Source organism: Pseudomonas azadiae (assembly GCF_019145355.1).
GTDB lineage: Bacteria > Pseudomonadota > Gammaproteobacteria > Pseudomonadales > Pseudomonadaceae > Aquipseudomonas > Aquipseudomonas azadiae.
In genome coordinates this window covers 1,221,402-1,240,976 of sequence record NZ_JAHSTY010000001.1, presented here as the reverse complement: position 1 = coordinate 1,240,976, position 19,575 = coordinate 1,221,402, and the positions used below count along the sequence as shown (strand labels likewise).

The following is a 19,575-nucleotide window of genomic DNA, read 5'->3' as shown; positions in this document are numbered from 1 at the left end:
GTTCAACCTCCGACGATCAGTGGGCTGGCTTGCAGCAGGGACCGCACCATTGCGCTCAAGCCAGGGGGGGAGAGCAGGGTGATTTCAAATTCCGGGCCGCAGACCTTCAGGTTCAGCGGCAGGCGCGGCAAGTGGTGACCCGACTCGACACGGTGCAGGCGAAATTGCAGGTGGTGACGCTCTTTCGCCGTCGGCTCCAGCATCAGCCCTTGCAGAGGGTGGAAGTCGGCGTCCAGCACTGTGACTTTGTGGCTTGCATTGATCTCGCCGACCACGTGCAGCCGCTCGTCCAGGGCGAAGGCACCGAGGTAATTGCTGCTGTCCGACTCGTCATTTTTTTGCAGCTGGATCTGGTTCACCACCTTCACCTTGGTGCCGGCGGGGACGTCCTGGGTAATCACGCACGAGGGGCTGATAAACACGTTGTCGCCAATCAGCACATAGCCCAGCACGCGGGCACCGGAGCCGACCTCGACGTTGTTGCCCAGGCGCGGGTGGCGCTTGCCATCGGGGTTGTTGGCGATGCCGCGGGCGCCCAGGGTGACGCCGCAGAGGATGTAGCAGTCGTTGCCGATCTCGCAGGTTTCGCCGATCACCGTGCCGTAGCCGTGATCGAGCACGAAGCGTCGACCGATACGCGCCGCCGGGTGGATCTCGGCGCCGGACAGCACCTTGCCCTGGTTGCTGAGCTTGAGGGCGATGCGGGAAAACACGCCGTTGGTCTGGTCCGGAAAATGCCATACCTGATGCGCCAGGCGGTAATACAGCACCGCCTTGAACGAGGCGTAGGACTCCAGGATCAGTTCGCCGCGCCCGCGGGAGGCTGGATCGCGGTAGGCATAGGCGATCAGGTCCTCGGCCACTGCCTGGGCGGCATTCTGGATCAGCGATGCCAGGTGCGGTTCCAGCTGTTTCATTTGTTCGGGCGTGAGGGTCTTGATGAGGTGGGTCAGCAACTCATCGTGCAGCTGTTGCATGTCGATAAAGCCGCCCATGGAGGCCCCCCTGCGTTCTGGATGGTTGGAAAACCGGTTATTCGAAACTGGGCAGGTAGCTGTCGGCATTGTCGTAAACCAGGGTCAGTACCACCGTTTCGGGCGGCAGTTCGGGGGCAAGTTGGGCGATGGCCGCCATGTTGGCGGCGGAAGACAGACCCAGGCTGATGGCGTCGGTGCGCATGATACGTTTCATCATGTCGATGCAGTCCTGGCGTGAGACCTTGAGCATGCCGTCGATCACCGCCAGATTGAGGATGCTCGGGATCAGGCCGATCGACAGGCCCTGGATATGATGCGGCGCGTGCTGGTCTTTGAGCAGGTCGCATTCTTCCGGCTCCACGCCCAGCACGCGCAGTTGCGGCCAGGCGGCCTTGAGGGTTTCGCCGATGCCGGTGATATGCCCGCCGGTGCCGATGCCGCTGACGAAGTAGTCAGCACGCAAATCACCGAAATCGCGCAGGATTTCCGGCGCGGTGGTGTCGCGATGGGTCTGTGGGTTGGCGCCGTTGCGCTGTTGGTTGAGCATCACGTAGCTGGGGTTTTCCAACTGCAGTTCCATGCACTTTTCGCCGTGGGAATTATTGCCCAGGCGGCTGTCCGACAGCACCACCTTGGCGCCGTACAGGCGCAGCAACTTCTGTTTTTCCGGGCTGTAGTTGTCGGGGATTACCAGCACGACCTTGTAGCCCAGCACATTGCCAGCCATCACCAGGCCAATGCCGGTGTTGCCGCCGCTGGGCTCGATGATGGTTTGCCCGGAATCGCGGATCAGCACGCCGCGGCGCTCGGCATCGAGGATCATGCCCAAGGCGATGCGCGCCTTGTGGCTGCCGCCGGGGTTGAGTGATTCCAGCTTGGCGTAGACCTCGATGCCGAGGTCTTCGGAAAACTGTGCCAGGCGCACGATGGGGGTGTGGCCGATCACGTCGAGAATGGAGTTATGCAACATCACTTAAATCCTCTGCTCAATACAACGGCATGTCGGGTTCGACGTCGCGAACCCAATGTTTCATGCCGCCCTGCAGGACTTTGGTGTTGGCGAAGCCGGCGGCCAGCAAGGTGCTGGCGGCTTGCTCGGCGCGGGTCCCGGCGTAGCAGATCAGGTAGTGAGTATTGTCCCGGCTGAGGCGGTCGAGTTGCCCGTCCAATTCAGCCAGGGGGATATGCACCACGCCCGGCAACTGGCACACCTCCAGTTCGCTGGCGTCGCGCACGTCCAGCAGCACATCGGCACTGCTTGGGTGTTCGAGCAGTTGCTTGAGGACCCGAGGCTTGATGTAGCGTTCTGCGGCCAGGGACGGTTGGGCCGGTACGGCATCCGCGCAGACGGCGGGCGCCTGGGGTTGGGTGTGGCGTGACGGCGAACAGCATGGGCAATCGGCGCGACGCTTGAAGCGGATCTCGCTGAACTTCATGGCCAGCGCATCAAAACGCATCAAGCGGCCGGACAACGGTTCGCCGATGCCGATCAATAGCTTGATGGCCTCGGTCGCCTGGATCATCCCGACCACACCGGGCAACACGCCGATCACGCCTCCGGCGCTGCAGTTGGGTGCCAGTTCGGCGGGCGGCGCGCTGGGAAACAGGCAGCGGTAGCACGGCCCACCTTTATGGTTGAGCACGCTGATCTGCCCGTCGAAGCGGTAGATGGCGCCGTACACCAAGGGCTTGCCCAGCTGCACACAGGCATCGTTGACGAGGTAGCGGGTGTCGAAATTGTCGGTACCGTCGATCACCAGGTCGTAGGCGCCCACCAGCTCCAGGGCGTTGTCGGCCGTCAGGGCGGTGTCGTGGGCGTTGATCCGGATATGGCGGTTGAGGTCCTGCAGGCGCTGCTTGGCGGATTCGACCTTGGGCATGCCCAACGTACTGTTGCCATGCACGATCTGGCGTTGCAGGTTGCTGCTTTCCACCACGTCGAAGTCCACCAGGCCCAGGGTGCCGATGCCGGCTGCGGCCAGGTACAGGCTGATGGGCGAACCCAGGCCGCCGGTGCCGATGATCAGTACCTTGGCTTTCTTCAGGTTCAGTTGGCCTGCGCGACCGACGCCCGGCAGGGTGATGTGGCGCACATAACGTTGTACTTCTTCATTGCTCAGGCTATCGACATCCATGCCGCCGGACGTGGCCAGCAGCACTTCGATCCGGGCGTTTTCCGGCAATGGTTCATCGGCATTGACCAGCTCTTCGCCAGCGGTAAACAGGAAGTGTTCCTTGAGCTGGTTGTTGTTTTCGTGGAACAGATGCGGGCGCAGTTGCGGGTGGCCGGTGCAGAGGTTTTCAATGACTTCGCGCAATGTCGATCCGGTGCCCTCGAGGGTCGATTCCGGCAGCTTGGCCACACGAACCAGAATGTCGGGGAAAGAAACAGCGTTCATGGACAACTCCGTGTGCAGGTCGTTGAAAGGTTTAAGGGCGAAATGCTTGCCATCCCAGGCAAACAGCTTGGCGCCGAGGGCCTGGCCCTGGCGGACGTCGACGACCAGGTAGCTGACGGGGTAGATCGGTTCGCCCATGAACAGCGCCTTGTCCTGGTCTTCGTCGCTGAAGTAGGCACCGACATCCGGATGGGAGTGGTAGATCACCACCACCGGGTTGTCGCTGCGAAACGCCTTGTTCAGCAGCAGGGTATCGGCCACCGAGAAGGTGTAGCCGTTGGCCGCGCTGCGCGGGTACATCTGCGGGTTCTTGCGGTGCAGCTCATTCTGGATGTTGCTGCCCAGGTACACACTGCCGTCGGCGAAGACGAAACCACAGCATTCCTCGGGATAGCTGCGGCTGGCGTGGGCGTAGATCTGTTCCAGGGCGGTAGGGCGGAGCACGTCCATGTTTCTCTCGCGTTGCTGTTGGATAGTCGGAAGGGTCAATTTTTCTTGGCCAGGAGTTTTTCAACCGGCAACTTGGTGATGGCAAAACCGGCCAGCAGGATGGCCGAGTACAGCATCAGGTCGCGGGAAATTGATAGGCCTTCGTACCAGGCGCCGATGATCACCGCGAACACCGGGAAGATGATGAACACGAACGACAGGATGATCGGGCTCAAGCGCTTGAGCAGCATGAAATACACGATGAACCCGCCCACCGAGGCCACCAGCCCCAGGTAGAACAGCGCGCTCCAGGAACGCAGGGTGATGTCTGCGAAGGCGGGCGCTTCGAACCACAGGCCGGCGACGAACAGCATCAGGCCGGCAATGCCGATGGGCAGGGTGTTGTAGGTAATCACGCTGATGGCGCTGCCTTTCTGCTTGGTGATCACGTAGCACAAGGCATGCATGATCGCGGCCGTCAGGATCGCCAGTACGCCGAAGAACTCGGCATGGTCCAGGTGCAGGCCCTGGCTCTTGATGATCATGTAGAGACTGCCGAAACCGATGCCGATACCGACCACTTGGGAAAGGTAGATGCGCTCGCGCAGGAACAGCGCGGAAAAAATCAGGATGAATACCGGCATGCAGCTGAACAGCAGGGCGGTGAGGCCGGACGAGACATGCATCTCGCCATAGTTGAGCAGGTAATAGGGAACGCTGAAATAGGACAGGGTCACGAACACGAAGAACCAGCGACTTTCACGCGGGAACAGGATCGGCTCGCGACGCACCATCGCAAAACACAGGAACAGCGGGAAGGCGATCAGGAAGCGCAGACCGGCGGAGGTCAGGGGTGGAACGCTCTCCACTGCGATCTTGATGCCGAGCCAGGTGGTGCCCCAGCTCAGGCACACGATCAGGAACATCAGGCTGGTGACCAGCCCGGCCAACCACTGTTTTTGGGACTTTGTCTTGGCTGGATTTTCGATAACGGCGGACATTGGCATCGTTTATTGCTTCCCTGGGCCGAAATTGAACTCTATATTGAGCTTGTAATGAGTTGTAAAATTCGGCGATTGAACCCGTAAAAGCACACTATTAGGGCGAAAGATGACTGTCAAAACAAATATTGACATGGTGTCAATTATGCGTGAGGGGTTGTCCAGCGGGCAGGGCGTGAAGTACAAGCGCCTGTCCGATGTCATGGAACGGGGCATCCTTGAAGGCTTGATTGAACCGGGACGAAAACTGCCGCCCCATCGGGTGCTTTCCGACAATCTTGGCGTCACCATCGGCACTATCAGTCGGGCCTACGGAGAGCTGGAACGCTTGGGGCTGGTTGTGGCTCGGGTGGGTGACGGCACGTTCGTGCGCAAGCGTGGGATGGAGCGTCAGCGCGATGAAGGCTTTCGCAACTTCAGCGAGGAGCCGCGTCAGTACTTCGACATGAGCCGCAACATGCACATTCCGGGGCAGGAGACGGCGTTTCTGGCCCAGAGCTTCCAAACCCTGTCGAGCAACGCCAAGTTCCTGCAGGACATCAGCGCCTACACCCCGGACGCCGGCCTGCCGCGCTACCGTGAAGCCGGCGCGCAATGGCTGGTGCAGCGTGATTTTCATCCGATCCCCGAGCAAGTCATCTGCGTCAATGGCGGACAGCACGGTTTGCTGTGCTCGATGATGGCGCTGTTGCGGGCTGGCGATACCGTAGTCACCGAACAGCTGACGTATCCCGGTTTGATTACCGCGGCGCGCATGCTGGGCATCCGGCTGATCGGCCTGGAAATGGACGAGGAAGGTGTGCTGCCGGGTGCGTTGGACGAAGTCTGTCGCAATCACCGCATTTCAGCGCTGTATTGCACGCCGACCATCCAGAACCCGACGACGGCGGTGCTTTCGGTGGCGCGTCGCGAAGCGTTGGCCAAAGTGTGCCGCGAACATAACCTGCTGATTCTCGAAGACGAAGCCCACGGTGTGCTGGTCGAAGACCGACCGCCGCCCCTCAGCCATTTCGCTCCCGAGCGTACGATTTTGATCAGCAGCCTGAGCAAGGCCGTGTCGGCCGGGCTGCGTGTGGGCTATGTGCATGCGCCACCGGCGCTGGTCAGCCGCATATCGGCGGCCTTGCGTTCGACCTGCTGGATGGCCACGCCGGTCACCCTTGAACTGGCCACCCAATGGATCGAAAACGGCACGGCGCAATACCTGCTGCGCCAGCAGATCAACGAGATCAGCCGGCGCAAAGACCTGGTGCGCGACCTGCTGGCCGGCCTGGCATACCGCACCCATCCCAACAGCCCGCATTTCTGGATTGAAGTGCCGGAACCGTGGCGCGCGTCGGAAATCGAGGCGGAACTCAAACAGAATAACTACCTGATCGCCACCGCCGAGGCGTTTGCCGTGGGGCAGACGGCGGTGCCGCAGTTTATTCGGGCAAGTATCTGCAATACATCCGGGGATGATCAGCTATTGCGGGCGGGTTTTGATGCATTGGCGACGGCGCTGGGGCAGGGCGGGGGGCGGTTTCAACTGTGAGACCGCGTTATCGTTCATCGCAGGCAAGCCAGCTCCCACATTTGATTTGTGAACACCCTCAAGTGTGGGAGCTGGCTTGCCTGCGATGGGGCCCGTTCAAGCAACACACTACTTGAATCTACGCTCCACGCCTTTCTCCACCAAAATCTTCGCCGAAATCTCTTCCACCGAAAAATGCGTGGAATTGATGTGCGCAATATTCTCGCGACGGAATAGGTTTTCCACTTCGCGCACTTCGAACTCACACTGCGCGTAGCTGGAATAGCGGCTGTTGGGCTTGCGTTCGTTGCGGATCGCGGTCAGCCGGTCCGGGTCGATGGTCAGGCCGAACAGCTTGTTGGAGTGCGCGCGCAGGGCGGCGGGCAGCGTCAGGTGCTCCATGTCGTCTTCGGTCAGCGGGTAGTTGGCCGCACGGATGCCGAATTGCATGGCCATGTACAGGCACGTCGGGGTCTTGCCGCAGCGGGACACGCCCACCAGGATCAGGTCGGCCTTGTCGTAGTAATGGGTGCGGGCGCCGTCGTCATTGTCGAGGGCGAAGTTCACCGCCTCGATACGCTCCATATAGTTGGAGTTGTGGCCGATGGAATGGGACTTTCCGACCGAATACGAGGAGTGCTCGCTCAACTCTTGCTCCAGCGGTGCCAGGAAGGTCGAGAAGATATCAATCATGAAACCATTCGACGTTGCGAGAATCTCACGAATGTCCTGGTTGACGATGGTGTCGAAAATGATCGGCCGAAAGCCGTCTTTTTCGGCCGCCAGATTGATTTGTTGTACCATGGCCCGCGCTTTATCCACGCTGTCGATATAGGGCCGCGTGAATTTGGCGAAGGTAATGTTTTCGAACTGCGCGAGCAGGCTTTGACCCAGTGTTTCGGCCGTGATGCCGGTGCCGTCGGAGATAAAGAAAGCAGATCGTTTCATTTGAGCCCTGGGCCTTAAGCTGATGGCGAATCTTGGATATGATAGGCGCGATTTTGCCGTCCCGCAGTGGGCCGCATTCTCACTTATTTTCCAGGTCCAGGCCACAAGCGCTGGCGTAAGCTCCTACTGAGCAGCCGGCGTCCTGAGCTTTTCCAACACAGAAAGTGGAGAGATCACCTTGGTAGAGTACGTAGTTTCCCTCGATAAGCTCGGCGTCCATGATGTAGAGCACGTAGGGGGCAAGAACGCATCCCTCGGCGAGATGATCAGTAATCTTGCAGGCGCTGGTGTGTCGGTGCCCGGTGGTTTCGCCACCACGGCCCAGGCTTACCGTGACTTCCTCGAGCTGAGCGGCCTCAACAACCAGATCCACGCTGCGCTGGATGCCCTGGACGTCGATGACGTCAATGCCCTGGCCAAGACCGGCGCCCAGATCCGTCAATGGATCATGGAAGCCGAGTTCCCCGAAAAGCTCAACGAAGAAATCCGTACCGCCTTCGCTACCCTGTCGGCGGGCAACCCGGACATGGCGGTCGCCGTACGCTCCTCGGCCACCGCCGAAGACCTGCCCGACGCCTCCTTCGCCGGCCAGCAGGAAACCTTCCTGAACATCCGCGGCGTGGAAAACGTGATCCGCGCGGCCAAGGAAGTGTTCGCCTCGCTGTTCAACGACCGCGCCATTTCCTACCGCGTACACCAAGGTTTCGACCACAAGCTGGTGGCCCTGTCTGCCGGCGTGCAGCGCATGGTGCGTTCGGAAACCGGCACCGCCGGCGTGATGTTCACCCTCGACACCGAATCGGGCTTCCGTGACGTGGTGTTCATCACCGGCGCCTACGGCCTGGGCGAAACCGTCGTACAAGGCGCGGTCAACCCGGACGAATTCTACGTCCACAAGCACACCCTCGAAGCCGGGCGCCCGGCCATCCTGCGCCGCAACCTGGGCAGCAAGGCGATCAAGATGATCTACGGCGACGAGGCCAAGGCCGGTCGTTCGGTCAAGACCGTTGAAGTCGACAAAGCCGAGCGCGCGCGTTTCTGCCTGAGCGACGCGGAAGTCAGCGAACTGGCCAAGCAAGCGATGATCATCGAAAAGCACTACCAGTGCCCGATGGACATCGAATGGGCCAAGGACGGCGACGACGGCAAGCTGTACATCGTGCAGGCCCGTCCCGAGACGGTTAAGAGCCGCACCTCGGCCAACGTCATGGAACGCTACCTGCTCAAGGAAACCGGTACCGTGCTGGTGGAAGGCCGTGCCATCGGCCAGCGCATCGGCGCCGGCAAGGTGCGGATCATCAAGGACGTGTCGGAAATGGACAAAGTCCAGCCAGGCGACGTCCTGGTGTCCGACATGACCGACCCGGACTGGGAGCCGGTGATGAAACGCGCCAGCGCCATCGTCACCAACCGTGGCGGGCGTACCTGCCACGCGGCGATCATCGCCCGTGAACTGGGGATTCCCGCGGTAGTGGGCTGCGGCAACGCCACCCAGTTGCTCAAGGATGGCCAGGGCGTGACGGTGTCCTGCGCCGAAGGCGACACCGGTTTCATCTTTGAGGGTGAGCTGGGCTTCGATATCAAGCAAAACTCCATCGACGCCATGCCCGACCTGCCGTTCAAGATCATGATGAACGTCGGCAACCCGGACCGCGCCTTTGACTTCGCACAGTTGCCGAACGCCGGCGTGGGCCTGGCCCGCCTGGAGTTCATCATCAACCGCATGATCGGCGTGCACCCCAAAGCCCTGTTGAACTACGACGGCCTGCCGCCGGACATCAAGGAAAGCGTCGACAAGCGCATCGCCGGCTACAACGACCCGGTGGGCTTCTATGTCGAGAAGCTGGTGGAAGGCATCAGCACCCTGGCGGCGGCGTTCTACCCGAAAAAGGTCATCGTGCGCCTGTCGGACTTCAAGTCCAACGAATACGCCAACCTGATCGGCGGCAAGCTCTACGAGCCGGAAGAAGAAAACCCGATGCTGGGCTTCCGTGGCGCCTCGCGCTACATCAGCGAAGCGTTCCGTGACTGCTTCGAGCTCGAGTGCCGCGCCCTCAAGCGCGTGCGCAACGAGATGGGCCTGACCAACGTCGAGATCATGGTGCCGTTCGTGCGCACCCTGGGCGAAGCGAGCCAGGTCGTCGACCTGCTGGCGGAAAACGGCCTGTCCCGTGGCGAAAACGGCCTGCGCGTCATCATGATGTGCGAATTGCCGTCCAACGCGATCCTGGCCGAAGAATTCCTGGAGTTCTTCGACGGTTTCTCCATCGGCTCCAACGACCTGACCCAGCTGACCCTGGGCCTGGACCGTGATTCGGGGATCATCGCGCACCTGTTCGATGAGCGAAATCCTGCGGTCAAGAAGCTCCTGGCCAACGCGATCCAGGCCTGTAACAAGGCCGGCAAGTACATCGGTATCTGCGGCCAAGGCCCTTCCGATCACCCGGACCTGGCCAAATGGCTGATGGAACAGGGCATCGAAAGCGTCTCGCTGAACCCCGATTCCGTGCTGGAAACCTGGTTCTTCCTGGCGGAAGGCCAAGCGTCCGCCTAACGCCGCTACGTCAAAAGTGCCGGCCACCTATTGAGGGTGGCCGGCATTCTTATCTGTACAGGGCGGGAATCCTTGCGGACGCCGCCCTTTTTTGTGCAAGAGCATTATGCAAAGCAGCAGCAACCTGTTCCCCGTCGCCCTGATCAGCGCTGAACGTCGTGGCGACCTGAGTGAAGATGTGTACCGCCTCAAACCCGGTAACAGCCCCGACGGCACCGTCGAGCTGGCGGTTACCCGTCTGGGCTTGGCCGACGTTCCGGAAAACCGGGGCATCCCGGTTATTCTGTTGCACGGCAGTTTTTCCAATCGGCGCTTCTGGTACTCACCCAAGGGCATTGGCCTGGGGGCCTTCCTGGCGCGCTTGGGGTTTGATGTATGGATCCCGGAAATGCGCGGTCATGGCCTGTCCAAGCGCAATCATGACTACGTTCGCAACCGTGTCGCCGACTACGCCCGTTACGATTTGCCGGCCATTGGCGCGTTTGTGCGCGAACAAAGTGCGCAGGTTCCCCACTGGATCGGCCATTCCCTGGGCGGCATAAGCTTGGCCGCAGCCTTGGGTGGGCGCCATCTTGGCGCGCCGGCGGTGGCTTCCGTGGCGCTGTTTGGCTGCCAGGTCAGCCGCACCCATTGGCCGTTGAAACTGCCACCGGTGGAATGGACGGGGCGCTTGCTGTTGAAACGTTTCGGCGAGCTGTCCGGCTCGCGTTTCAAGCGCGGGCCCGAAGACGAACCGGCGGGCGTGTTGATCGAAGCGATGCGCTGGAATGGCCTGTTTGGCCGCTTTGGCGAAGGTAAGCACGATTGGTGGAAGGGCTTGGCCGAAGTCGAGGTACCGCTGCTGGCCGTCAGTGCCGCCGGCGATCATCAAGACCCGGACTGGGCGTGCCGCAAGTTGTTCGAACAGGTGGGTTCCGAGCATCGCCAATACCTGTGCCTGGGCCGTCAACAGGGTTTCACCGGGGATTTCGGGCACGTGGAAATGCTGGTCAGCAAAGCCGCCCAGGCCGAGGTGTGGCCATTGGTGGCGAATTGGCTGAACGATCCGCTCACACCGCTGTTCGGCACGCGAGAAGAGGTGTTGGCCACGGTTTGAGGCAGCGCTCTACCAAGGGCGTTTCGCTCCGGTGTGGTTGCGGCTAAGCTATGACGCGTTAAACGCTTCTGGTCATATTCAGTCGCTTCGTCGCTCTTGCGTTGCGGCGCAGCGGATGGGATGTTTCGCACCTGCCCTGGCGGGCGCTTCTTTCGAAAGACACCTCTTTGACAGAAAGGAATTTTTCAATGAACCATTACGTGACCCCCGACCTGTGCGACGCCTACCCGGATCTTGTGCAGGTGCTGGAGCCGATGTTCAGCAATTTCGGCGGCCGAGATTCCTTCGGTGGCGAAATAGTCACCATTAAATGCTTCGAAGATAATTCCCTGGTCAAGGAACAGGCCGACCAGCCTGGCGCCGGCAAAGTGCTGGTGGTGGACGGCGGTGGCTCCCTGCGCCGCGCGTTGCTCGGTGACATGATCGCCGAGAAAGCCGCGAAAAACGGTTGGGAAGGGCTGGTGATCTACGGTTGCGTGCGTGACGTCGACGTGATCGCCCAGACCGATCTGGGGGTGCAGGCCTTGGCCAGTCACCCGATGAAGACCGACAAACGGGGTATTGGCGACCTGAACGTAGTGGTCACTTTTGCCGGCGTGACGTTCCGACCGGGTGAGTACATCTACGCCGACAACAATGGTGTGATCGTCTCGCCAAGCCCGCTGAAAATGCCTGAATAAACCGCAATAGCCGACAGGGGTGAGGATGTTCGAGGAAGAAAACGCGCAATGGGGGCTGGTGCATGCCCTCGTGCTGGACGGTAAAGGCGGTGCGCGTTCGATTGCCCGGACTGAACTTGACGAACTGCAACTGCAGCCCCAGGAAAGCCTGTGGCTGCATTGGGATCGCAGCCACCCGCAAACCCAGACCTGGCTGCGCAAATCCAGCGGGCTGAGCGAGTTTGCCTGCGACCTGTTGCTGGAGGAGAACACCCGGCCGCGTCTGTTGCCGTTGCCGGAGTCGCAATTGCTGCTGTTTCTGCGCGGGATCAACCTCAACCCGGGGGCTGAACCGGAAGATATGGTTTCCGTGCGCATCTTCGCCGCAGCCAGCCGTGTGATCTCCCTGCGGCTGCGCCCGTTGCGCGCCACCGATGAGTTGCTGGTGCAACTGGCGGACGGCAAGGGGCCCAGAACCGCGTCTGAACTCATCCTTTATATGGCGCAATACCTGACCAATAAAGTGCAGGATCTGGTCTCCGACCTGTCCGAAATCGTCGATACCGAAGAAGAAAAACTCGATACCGACGAACGGTATACCCCGGAACACGGCAGCATTCTACAGATCCGTCGACGAGCGGCCGGGCTGAAGCGATTCCTCGCCCCGCAGCGCGATATTTTTGCCCAGCTGACGCGCATCAAGTTGCCGTGGTTCTGTGACGACGATGCCGATTACTGGAACGAATTGAACAACAGCCTGACCCGCTACCTGGAAGAGCTCGAATTGACCCGAGAGCGCGTGGGGCTTGTGCTGGAGGCCGAAGACCGGCGCTTGAGCGTGCGCATGAACCGCACCATGTACCGCTTCGGGATCATCACCGGGATCTTTCTGCCGATGAGCTTTCTCACCGGCCTGTTGGGTATAAATGTGGGCGGTATTCCGTTCTCCGACAGCCCCTATGGATTCATGGTTGCGTGCCTGTTGATGGCCTCGGTGGCGCTCGGACAATGGTGGCTGTTTCGACGTTTGCGCTGGGTTTGAGCTGAATATGAGCTGAACGTAGGAAGGGTCTTATGTGACCCCAAGAATTTTACCCTCGTCTTTTAAATCACTTGCGAGAGGTCTTTATGCACGATCCGTTCGAACAGTCTTTGCGTGACATGCTCAATGCCTCGCCGTCCAACCGCGACGACGATGCCTGCCTGGGCCGCGTATTGAAAACCGCCAACCGTCAGGTGGGGGCGGGAGATCTGTTCGGTCTGCTCGGCCGCTGGTTGCCGGCGTTGATGATGGCCTTGAACAACGGTTCAGCCCACGTATCGCCTGTTTCCCGCCGTAAACCTCTTGCTCGCACTGCTGATAAGGCTGATTGAATATGGAACTTGATCTCTGGACCCAGAGCCTGGTCACCGCGATGACCGCATTGTGGACCAAGGTGGCGAATTTCATTCCCAACCTGTTTGGTGCCCTGGTACTGGTGCTGTTGGGCTTTGTCGTGGCCAAGCTGCTCGACACCCTGTTGTCCAAATTGCTGGCCAAACTGGGCCTTGACCGCTTGATGGCAGGCACTGGCCTGACCAAGCTGCTCGGTCGCGCCGGGCTGCAAGTGCCGATCTCCACATTGATCGGCAAGATCGTTTATTGGTTTGTTTTGCTGATTTTCCTGGTTTCCGCGGCTCAGTCCCTTGGACTTGAGCGAGTTTCAGCTACGCTCGACATGCTGGCGCTGTATTTGCCGAAGGTTTTCGGCGGCGCGCTGGTACTGCTGGTAGGCGTTTTGCTGGCGCAACTGGCCAATGGGCTGGTGCGCGGCGCGGCCGAAGGCGTTGGGTTGGACTACGCAGCGGGCTTGGGACGCATTGCCCAGGGGCTGGTCATTATCATCAGTATTTCGGTCGCGATCAGCCAGTTGGAGGTCAAGACTGACCTGCTCAACCATGTGATCGTGATCGTTTTGATTACCGTTGGTCTGGCAGTTGCGCTGGCCATGGGCTTGGGGAGCCGGCAAATTGCCGGTCAGATCCTTGCGGGAATCTATGTGCGTGAGTTGTACCAAGTGGGCCAGCAGGTGCGTGTGGGCGAGGTCGAAGGGCAAATCGAGGAGATCGGCACAGTCAAGACGACGGTGCTGACCGATGATGGCGAACTGGTGTCGCTGTCCAATCGGGTTCTCCTTGAACAGCAGGTCAGTAGCCGCTGACCCGGCACCCTGCTAATGTACGCCGCCGCGAGCCCGGCTGACCGGGCTGTGGCGGACATTGACCTGACTGTCGGCACGACTTGTTTTGAATAAAGCCCAAACGCTGTCCACGCGCTATGACCCCCGTGAGCTCTCTGATGAGGAGTTGGTCGCGCGCGCGCACACTGAGCTGTTTCACATCACTCGCGCGTACGAAGAATTGATGCGCAGGTATCAACGCACTCTGTTCAACGTTTGTTCAAGGTATTTAGGGAACGATAGAGATGCGGACGATGTCTGTCAGGAAGTGATGCTCAAGGTGTTGTACGGCCTGAAGAACTTCGAGGGCAAATCGAAGTTCAAGACCTGGCTCTACAGCATCACGTACAACGAGTGCATCACGCAGTATCGCAAGGAACGGCGAAAGCGTCGCTTGATGGACGCCTTGAGTCTGGACCCCCTTGAGGAGGCGTCTGAAGAAAAGGCGCCGGCACCCGAGGACAAGGGCGGACTTGATCGCTGGCTGGTGTATGTGAACCCGATTGACCGCGAGATTCTGGTGCTACGTTTTGTCGCAGAGCTGGAATTTCAGGAAATCGCTGACATCATGCACATGGGTTTGAGTGCTACAAAAATGCGCTACAAGCGTGCTCTAGATAAATTACGTGAGAAATTTGCGTGCGAGACTGAAACTTAGTGCGTGGCAAATATCTCTTACGTGTAGGCAAGTTCTGTTAGACTTGTCGCCGAGTTGTCCCCCGGTTTGTGGGACTGCTTTACAATCACCAGATGGGGATTTAACGGATGAAACTGAAAAACACCTTGGGCTTGGCCATTGGTTCTCTTATTGCCGCTACTTCTTTCGGCGTTCTGGCACAAGGCCAAGGCGCAGTTGAAGGCGAGCTGTTCTACAAGAAGCAGTACAACGATAGCGTCAAGCACATCGAAGACGGCTTCAATCCTGGCGCTCGCATCGGTTACTTCCTGACCGACGACCTGTCCTTGAACCTGTCCTACGACAAAACCAACCACACCCGTTCGAACGACGGTACTGGTAACCAGAAGATCAAAGGCGATACCGGCAGCCTCGTTGCCCAGTATCACTTCGGTCAAGCTGGCGTAGACAGCCTGCGTCCATACGTAGAAGGCGGTTTCGGTCACCAGAGCCGTACCAACGTGCTGGCTGACGGCCACAGCGGTCGCGACCACACTACCTTCGCTACCGTCGGTACTGGCGTGAAGTACTACTTCACCAACAACCTGTACGCTCGTGCCGGTGTTGAAGCTGACTACGGTCTGGACAACGGCAAGTGGGACTACTCCGCACTGGTCGGCCTGGGCGTGAACTTCGGCGGTAACGCTGGCGCAGCTGCTCCAGCTCCTACCCCAGCACCAGCTCCAGAGCCAACTCCAGAGCCAGAAGCTCCAGTTGCTCAGGTTGTACGTGTTGAGCTGGACGTTAAGTTCGACTTCGACAAGGCCGTTGTTAAGCCTAACAGCTACGGCGACGTGAAAAACCTGGCCGACTTCATGGCTCAGTACCCAGCTACCAACGTAGAAGTTGCTGGTCACACTGACTCCGTAGGTCCAGACGCTTACAACCAGAAGCTGTCCCAGCGTCGTGCTGACGCTGTTAAGCAAGTCCTGGTTAAAGACGGCGTCGCTCCTAGCCGTGTAACTGCTGTAGGTTACGGCGAATCCCGCCCAGTTGCTGACAACGCAACTGAAGCTGGCCGTGCTGTTAACCGTCGCGTAGAAGCGTCGGTTGAAGCTCAAGCTCAGTAATTACTGAGTAGTAGAAAAAAGCCCGGCTCAGGCCGGGCTTTTTTTCGTCTGCAATTTGCCTCAGGTGCATGCATTGATCGGTGTGGCATTGCGCCGATCGGCTTATCTGCCGGCGCTGGCTTGCCTGCGATGCAGGAGCATTTGTAGTGAGCGGGCTTGTCGAATCGTCGCACCGCCCGCGCTGGGTGGCGAAGCCGCCCCAAACCAGGCGACTCGGTTTTATCTGGAACTCGGCGGTGTCTTTACTGGGGCGGCTTCGCCACCCAGCGCGGGGCAAGCCCGCTCACTACAGAGTTGTGTAGATATTTGTGCCTCAGGCGCTGGCGGCTTGCGCCAGGCAGGCGACTTGTCCAGGCGCGGCGACGCGGCCGATCACCAGGATGGCCGGGCTTTTCAAGGCAAACGCCTGCGCATCTTCGTACAGGCGCGACAGTTCGCTACGGCATTCCCTCTGCTGGGGCAACGACGCATTTTCGATCATGGCTACCGGCATGTCCGCCGCCATCCCGCCGTCCAGCAATTGCTGGCGAATTTCCTCCAGTTTCGCCACGCCCATGTACACCACCAGGGTCGTCCCGCCCTCTGCCAAGGCGCGCCAATTCAGGCTGCTATCGTCCTGGGTATGCGCCGTGACCAGCGTCACGCCACGACTTACCCCGCGCAGGGTCAGTGGCACAGCGCAATTAGTAGCCCCCGCCAGCCCTGCGGTAATCCCGTTGACCAACTCCACCTCGACGCCGCGTTCACGCAACCACAGGGCTTCTTCGCCACCGCGTCCGAAAATGCACGGGTCCCCGCCTTTGAGGCGCACCACGCACTTGCCCTGGCGCGCATACCGCAGCATCAAGCGGTGGATAAAATCCTGCGGGGTCGAGCGACAGCCGCCGCGTTTTCCCACGGTGATCACCCGCGCTTCAACGCAGTGTTCCAGCACAGCCGGGTTGACCAGGTCGTCGATCAGCACCACGTCGGCTTCGCGCAGGGCGCGTACAGCCTTGAGGGTCAGCAGCTCCGGGTCGCCAGGACCTGCACCTACCAGCCAGACTTTTGCGTTCATGGGTTTTTCCTTGTCCAGGGATGACGTCAGCTGTGAAAAAGTGAATACAACAGCACCAGGTTGATCAGCATCGAGATCAACCCCAGCGCGCGCCAGACCTTCAGGGGTTCACGCTCCAGCAGCGGCCTGGGGCGCACGCTCAGCTCCTGCCGGTCAGCCTGTTCAAGCACAAGCAGCCATTCTTCGGCGGTCTCATAGCGATGCCCAGGCTGCGCGGCCACGGCGCGCTCCAGGCTGAGGGGCAGCCAGTCTGGCAGATCGGGGCGGTAACGGCTGGCGCTGACGGGCTGGGTGAACCTTGGCCGTTGGAAGGCTTCGATTTCACCGTAGGGGTAATGGCCGGTCAGCAGGTAATACAGGGTGACGCCGACGCTATATAAATCCTGTTGGGCCGTAGGTCGGTCGCCATTGAATGCCTCAGGTGCGATAAAGCTTGGCGTGCCCGGCAGCTCATGATCGTGGTCCTGCGACAGGCCTGGGCAGTACGCCAGGCCGAAATCCAGCACCCGCAATTCGCCATCGTCGCCCAGCAACAGGTTTTCCGGCTTGATATCGCGGTGCAGGATCTGCCGCCGGTGCAGCATGCCCACCGCCCTTAGCAAGCGTTCGGCCACCGACTGCCATTGCGCCAGGGACAACGGGCCTTCGCGCTCGAACAGTTCGGCCAGGGTCTGGCCGGCATACTCACGCATCACGTAGTACAAATGCTGGCGACCGCTGCCGACATGCACTTCAGGAAACGCCCGCCCGGCAACCCGGCGTAGAAACCATTCCTCCGACAGCAATGCCTGGCCGGCTTCGCGGTCGTCGTCGTGGCTCAACGGCAGGGTTTTCAGCAGCCAAGGCTGCTGCTGGGCATCCCGCACCCGGTACAGCAACGACTGCCGGCTTTGCGCCAGAACGCTTTCCACCTGCCAGCCTTCAAAGTGTTGCCCGGCTTTGAGCAGCGGTGGCAACGGCCATTGTTGCAGCTGCACCAAGGCATCGCCGAGCGTGGCGGCGCCAAGCATGTCGACGCGTATGAGCAGGGCGCTGGCATTGTCCTGGCTGCCGGCCAGGTGTGCGGCGCTTACCAGCGTGTTGACCGCCAGCGCCAAGTCCGTTTGTTCGCGCAAAATCCCACGGATGCTGTGGTCGCCAAGGGTCGCCCACACACCGTCACTGAGCAGCAGGAAACATTCGCCTTCGCGTAATTGGCCATCAAGAAAATCCACCACCAAGTGCTGATCCAGGCCGAGGGCGCGCTTGAGCACATGCTGCATGCCCGGTTGCTCCCACACGTGGTCTTCACTGATGCGCTGCAATTGGTCGTCGAACCAGCGATAGGCACGGCAATCGCCGACATGCGCCAGGGTAAAACGCTGGCCACGAAACACCAGCGCGCTAAGGGTAGTGAGCAACGGTTGGCCACCGCCATTGGCCTGCAGCCAGCGATTTTGTGCCAGCAGCAAACGTTCCAGGGCCTGGGCCACGCCCCAGGTTTGCGGCGTGGCGTAGTAATCCAGGGCCAGGGCCTGCAAGGTCGAGCGCGCAGCCAGGCCACCGTCGGCGCACTGGCTCACGCCGTCCGCCATGGCGCACAGATAACCTTTGCTCGCCGCCAGTTCGGCCACGGGTGTGACGACCCGCAGCGCGTCCTGGTTTTCCGTGCGCGGCCCGATGGCGCTGGCCTGGGCGGCGCTCAGTTGCAGGCTCATCAGACCCGCGCAGCCGTCACGGCAGCCGAGCCCCAGGTGGTTCTCCAGCGGCGCTTCACGCCATGCAGGCCGAACCAGGCCAGCACACAAAGGCTGGCAAACAGCCAGAGCGCCATTTGATAGCTGCCGGTGCTTTGCTTGATCGCACCCATGCCCGCCGCCAGGGCGAAGCCGCCAATACCGCCGGCCATGCCGATCAGGCCGGTCATCACGCCGATTTCGCGACGGAAACGCTGGGGCACCAGTTGGAATACCGCGCCATTCCCGGCCCCCAGGCCTAGCATGGTGCAGACGAACAAGGCCAGCGCGGCGTATGAACTCGGCAAGTTGAAACCCACCGCCGCGATGCAGATCGCTGCCACGCTGTACATGCCCAGCAAGGTACGGATTCCACCAAAGCGGTCCGCCAGCGCGCCGCCCAAGGGACGCATCAGGCTGCCGCCGAACACACAGGCGGCGGTGTAATAACCGGCGGTCACCGGGCTCAGGCCGTACTGGTCGTTGAAGTAACCGGGCAGGGCGCTCGCCAGGCCGATGAAGCCGCCGAAGGTCACGCTGTAGAAGAGCATGAACCACCAGCTGTCACGGTCGCCCAAGGCTTTGAAATAGTCGGCCATGGATTTGGCTTTTGGCCGTTCAGGGGCATTGCGCGCCAGCCAGGCAAACACGATCAGGGTCAGCACCAGTGGGATCAGCGCAAAGCCGAACACGTTGCTCCAACCGAATGCGGCCGCCAATACAGGCGCCAGCAACGCGGCGAACACGGTGCCGGAGTTCCCCGCGCCGGCGATGCCCATCGCCTTGCCCTGGTGTTCGGCCGGGTACCACTGGGATGCCAGCGGCAGCGCGACGGCGAACGATGCGCCGGCCATGCCGAGGAACAGGCCCAGCAGCAAGGCTTGCTCGTAAGTGTGAATCCCCAGTTTCCAGGCGCCGAACAGCGCACAAATCACGATCACCTGGCCGATCAGCCCAGCGGTCTTGGGCGACAGCTTGTCGGCCAGCATGCCCATCAGGAAGCGCAATATCGCACCGGCGAGGATGGGCGTCGCGACCATCAACCCGCGCTGCTGGGTGGTCAAGTGCAGATCGGCGGCGATTTGAATCGCCAGCGGCCCCAGCAGGTACCAGACCATGAAGCTCAGGTCGAAATACAGGAACGCGGCAAACAGGGTCGGGGTGTGCCCGGATTTCCAGAAGCTTGATTTCATCACGCACCTCAACGGTTGGGGTCTTGTAAGAAAGCCTTGGGGCCCCACTGACTGGGGCCAAAACGAAAA

17 protein-coding genes are annotated in these 19,575 nt (G+C 60.5%); 9 read left to right on the top strand and 8 right to left on the bottom strand.

What is annotated here, in order from left to right:
- Nucleotides 1–2: 2 nt before the first annotated feature.
- From KVG91_RS05480 to KVG91_RS05465, 4 genes are read right to left on the bottom strand one after another with little or no spacing between them, the layout of a single operon-like run.
- Complete coding sequence (locus tag KVG91_RS05480) at nucleotides 3–995, bottom strand: serine O-acetyltransferase (protein WP_076949512.1); 993 nt, start codon at nucleotides 993–995, stop codon at nucleotides 3–5.
- Between the two features lie 37 nt (nucleotides 996–1,032).
- Entirely contained in the window at nucleotides 1,033–1,947 is a 915-nt protein-coding gene (locus KVG91_RS05475) for a PLP-dependent cysteine synthase family protein (protein ID WP_169374873.1), read from the bottom strand.
- A gap of 16 nt (nucleotides 1,948–1,963) precedes the next feature.
- Nucleotides 1,964–3,826, bottom strand: coding sequence for a molybdopterin-synthase adenylyltransferase MoeB (moeB, locus tag KVG91_RS05470; protein WP_169374874.1), 1,863 nt, complete (start codon nucleotides 3,824–3,826; stop codon nucleotides 1,964–1,966).
- A 35-nt stretch (nucleotides 3,827–3,861) separates the two neighbouring features.
- Complete coding sequence (locus KVG91_RS05465) at nucleotides 3,862–4,755, bottom strand: DMT family transporter (RefSeq protein ID WP_169374889.1); 894 nt, start codon at nucleotides 4,753–4,755, stop codon at nucleotides 3,862–3,864.
- Between the two features lie 160 nt (nucleotides 4,756–4,915).
- Here KVG91_RS05465 and KVG91_RS05460 point away from each other — a divergent pair, with 160 nt between their 5' ends.
- A complete protein-coding gene (locus KVG91_RS05460) occupies nucleotides 4,916–6,340 on the top strand; it encodes an aminotransferase-like domain-containing protein (protein ID WP_169374875.1) in 1,425 nt (474 codons plus the stop codon).
- Nucleotides 6,341–6,448: 108 nt separating this feature from the next.
- On the opposite strand, the gene ppsR is transcribed toward KVG91_RS05460, so the two are convergent.
- Nucleotides 6,449–7,267 carry a posphoenolpyruvate synthetase regulatory kinase/phosphorylase PpsR gene (gene ppsR, locus KVG91_RS05455; RefSeq protein ID WP_076949507.1) on the bottom strand — a complete coding sequence of 273 codons (819 nt, stop codon included), beginning with the start codon at nucleotides 7,265–7,267 and terminating at the stop codon, nucleotides 6,449–6,451.
- A gap of 178 nt (nucleotides 7,268–7,445) precedes the next feature.
- On the opposite strand from ppsR, the gene ppsA reads away from it, so the two are divergent.
- From ppsA to KVG91_RS05415, 8 genes are all read left to right on the top strand, one after another.
- Nucleotides 7,446–9,821, top strand: coding sequence for a phosphoenolpyruvate synthase (ppsA, locus tag KVG91_RS05450; RefSeq protein ID WP_169374876.1), 2,376 nt, complete (start codon nucleotides 7,446–7,448; stop codon nucleotides 9,819–9,821).
- 106 nt (nucleotides 9,822–9,927) lie between these two features.
- Nucleotides 9,928–10,917, top strand: coding sequence for an alpha/beta fold hydrolase (locus KVG91_RS05445; protein WP_169374877.1), 990 nt, complete (start codon nucleotides 9,928–9,930; stop codon nucleotides 10,915–10,917).
- Nucleotides 10,918–11,105: 188 nt separating this feature from the next.
- Entirely contained in the window at nucleotides 11,106–11,597 is a 492-nt protein-coding gene (rraA, locus tag KVG91_RS05440; RefSeq protein ID WP_169374878.1) for a ribonuclease E activity regulator RraA, read from the top strand.
- Between the two features lie 25 nt (nucleotides 11,598–11,622).
- Entirely contained in the window at nucleotides 11,623–12,618 is a 996-nt protein-coding gene (locus KVG91_RS05435; RefSeq protein ID WP_169374879.1) for a zinc transporter ZntB, read from the top strand.
- A gap of 86 nt (nucleotides 12,619–12,704) precedes the next feature.
- Nucleotides 12,705–12,950, top strand: a complete 246-nt coding sequence (locus KVG91_RS05430; protein ID WP_005790375.1) for a hypothetical protein — start codon at nucleotides 12,705–12,707, stop codon at nucleotides 12,948–12,950.
- A gap of 2 nt (nucleotides 12,951–12,952) precedes the next feature.
- Nucleotides 12,953–13,777, top strand: coding sequence for a mechanosensitive ion channel family protein (locus tag KVG91_RS05425; protein WP_169374880.1), 825 nt, complete (start codon nucleotides 12,953–12,955; stop codon nucleotides 13,775–13,777).
- Nucleotides 13,778–13,862: 85 nt separating this feature from the next.
- Nucleotides 13,863–14,453: an RNA polymerase sigma factor SigX gene (gene sigX, locus KVG91_RS05420; protein ID WP_169374881.1), complete on the top strand. Its 591-nt coding sequence runs from the start codon at nucleotides 13,863–13,865 to the stop codon at nucleotides 14,451–14,453.
- Nucleotides 14,454–14,560: 107 nt separating this feature from the next.
- A complete protein-coding gene (locus KVG91_RS05415) occupies nucleotides 14,561–15,541 on the top strand; it encodes an OmpA family protein (RefSeq protein ID WP_169374882.1) in 981 nt (326 codons plus the stop codon).
- 313 nt (nucleotides 15,542–15,854) lie between these two features.
- Here KVG91_RS05415 and cobA read toward each other — a convergent pair whose 3' ends face one another.
- The 3 genes from cobA to KVG91_RS05400 are packed head-to-tail and all read right to left on the bottom strand — an operon-like array spanning nucleotide 15,855 to nucleotide 19,506.
- Nucleotides 15,855–16,598 (bottom strand): uroporphyrinogen-III C-methyltransferase, encoded by a 744-nt coding sequence (gene cobA, locus KVG91_RS05410; protein WP_169378036.1) that lies wholly within the window; start codon nucleotides 16,596–16,598, stop codon nucleotides 15,855–15,857.
- 26 nt (nucleotides 16,599–16,624) lie between these two features.
- Nucleotides 16,625–18,295: a bifunctional protein-serine/threonine kinase/phosphatase gene (locus KVG91_RS05405; RefSeq protein WP_169378035.1), complete on the bottom strand. Its 1,671-nt coding sequence runs from the start codon at nucleotides 18,293–18,295 to the stop codon at nucleotides 16,625–16,627.
- The gene (locus tag KVG91_RS05400) at nucleotides 18,295–19,506 is read right to left on the bottom strand and encodes a nitrate/nitrite transporter (RefSeq protein ID WP_076949498.1); all 1,212 of its coding nucleotides are present in this window, start codon (nucleotides 19,504–19,506) and stop codon (nucleotides 18,295–18,297) included. Before KVG91_RS05400 ends, KVG91_RS05405 begins: the two co-directional genes overlap by 1 nt.
- Nucleotides 19,507–19,575 lie beyond the last annotated feature (69 nt).